This window comes from Microbacterium sp. Leaf351 (assembly GCF_001423825.1).
GTDB lineage: Bacteria > Actinomycetota > Actinomycetes > Actinomycetales > Microbacteriaceae > Microbacterium > Microbacterium ginsengisoli.
Window position 1 is genome coordinate 12,578 of record NZ_LMPK01000018.1, and the last position, 1,840, is coordinate 14,417.

General features: G+C 75.0%; 2 protein-coding genes. Both read left to right on the forward strand.

Annotation, left to right across the window (positions count from 1 at the left end):
* The first annotated feature begins 129 nt into the window (after nt 1-129).
* Entirely contained in the window at nt 130-1,056 is a 927-nt protein-coding gene (locus tag ASG00_RS06885) for an ROK family protein (RefSeq protein ID WP_056207864.1), read from the forward strand.
* Nucleotides 1,049-1,828, forward strand: a complete 780-nt coding sequence (locus ASG00_RS06890) for a glucosamine-6-phosphate deaminase (protein WP_056207866.1) — start codon at nt 1,049-1,051, stop codon at nt 1,826-1,828. Before ASG00_RS06885 ends, ASG00_RS06890 begins: the two co-directional genes overlap by 8 nt.
* Nucleotides 1,829-1,840 lie beyond the last annotated feature (12 nt).

Genomic DNA, 1,840 nt, shown 5'->3' on the forward strand with positions numbered 1-1,840 from the left:
TCATGGCGATCCCCGTGATCGTGTTCTTCCTGATCGTGCAGCGGCGCATGGCCGCGGGCCTCGTGTCGGGGGCGGTCAAGGGATGACCCGGATGCCGCGCAGCGCCCCTCCTCGCGGGGGAGGCGCCTCATGAGGGTGGGCCTCGACGTCGGCGGTACGAAGACCGACGCCGTCGCCGTCGACGACGCGACCGGGGAGGTGGTCGTGCGGGTGCGCCGCCCGACGCGAGTGGGCCCGGAGGGCGTCGTTCGCACGATCGTCGACACGGTGCACGACCTCGCCGGCGAGCTCGGCGTCGCCGTCGCGTCGTTCGCCTCGGTGGGGGTCGGGCTTCCGGGCCAGGTGGACGACCGCGGCGAGCGGGTCGCGCACGCGGTCAATCTGGGGCTCGAGCGGCTGGAGGTGGCATCCGTCGTCGCGTCTGTGCTCGGCACGCCGGTGCGGGTAGAGAACGACGTGAAGGCGGCCGCGCTCGGCGCCTACGCGATCGAACGGCTCGACCGCAGCATGGCCTACCTGAACCTCGGCACGGGCGTGGCCGCCGGCATCGTCGTCGACGGCGACCTGTGGCGCGGTGCACGGGGGGCGGCGGGCGAGGTGGGCCACGTGTCCATCGATCCGCGCGGGCCCGCGTGCCGTTGCGGCCAGCGCGGATGCATCGAGGCCCTCGCCGGAGGCGGGGCGATCGCCGAGAGGTGGGGGCGCGCGGCCGTGCTGCCGGTGCGCGACGTGTTCGACGCTGCCGACGCCGGCGATCCGCGGGCGGTCGAGCTGCGCGACGGCCTCGCGCGCGGCGTCGCCGCCGCCGTGCGCCTGCTGGTGCTGACGTGCGACGTCGACACCGTCGTGCTCGGCGGCGGGCTGACCGCCCTGCGCGAGCGCCTCACCGTGCCGGTGCAGGCGGCGCTCGACGAGGGCACCGCGGCATCCGGATTCCTCCGTTCCCTCGACGTGCCCGCCCGGCTGCGTCTGCTGCCCCCGGCCTCGCCGGCACCCGCCTTCGGTGCGGCGCTCGTCGGCGCCGCCGCGACCCGGAAGACGATGACCCATGGCTGAGATCGTGATCCTCCCCGACGCGGATGCCGCGGGCTCCCTCGTCGCCCGCGAGATCGCCGCCCTCATCGCCCGCACGCCCGACGCGGTGCTGGGGCTCGCGACCGGTTCCACGCCGCTGCCGGTCTACCGCGCCCTCGCGCGGCTCGTTGCCGACCTCGATGTGTCGCGGGTGCGCGGCTTCGCGCTCGACGAGTACGTCGGGCTCGAGCCGGGGCATCCCGAGTCGTACCGCGCGGTCATCACGCGCGAGGTGGTCGAGCCGCTGGGCCTCGACCCCGACCGGGTGCGCACGCCCGACGGGGCGCTCGAGGGCATCGCGCACGCCGGCGCCGACTACGAACGGGCGATCGCCGAGGCGGGCGGGGTGGATCTGCAGATCCTCGGCATCGGCTCCGACGGGCACATCGGCTTCAATGAGCCGGGCTCGTCGTTCGCCTCGCTCACGCGCGTGAAGACCCTGACGGCGCAGACGCGGCGCGACAACGCGCGCTTCTTCGCGTCCCCGGACGACGTGCCGATGCACTGCATCACGCAGGGACTCGGCACGATCCTGCGGGCGCGCCACCTGGTGCTCCTCGCGTTCGGCGAGGGCAAGGCGGCGGCGGTCGCCGGCGCGGTCGAGGGACCGCTGTCGGCCTCGGTGCCCGGGTCGGCGATCCAGCTGCACCCGCACGCCACGGTCGTGATCGACGAGGCTGCGGCGTCGGCGCTGGGCGACGCCGACTACTACCGCTACGCCTGGGCGAACAAGCCGGCCTGGCAGGGTCTGTGACCGGAGCCGCTC

What these genes read in the sequence shown, in the direction of transcription:
- ASG00_RS06885 (WP_056207864.1), top strand. Translation starts at nt 130, where the DNA reads ATGAGGGTGGGCCTCGACGTCGGCGGTACGAAGACCGACGCCGTCGCC.
- ASG00_RS06890 (WP_056207866.1), top strand. Translation starts at nt 1,049, where the DNA reads ATGGCTGAGATCGTGATCCTCCCCGACGCGGATGCCGCGGGCTCCCTC.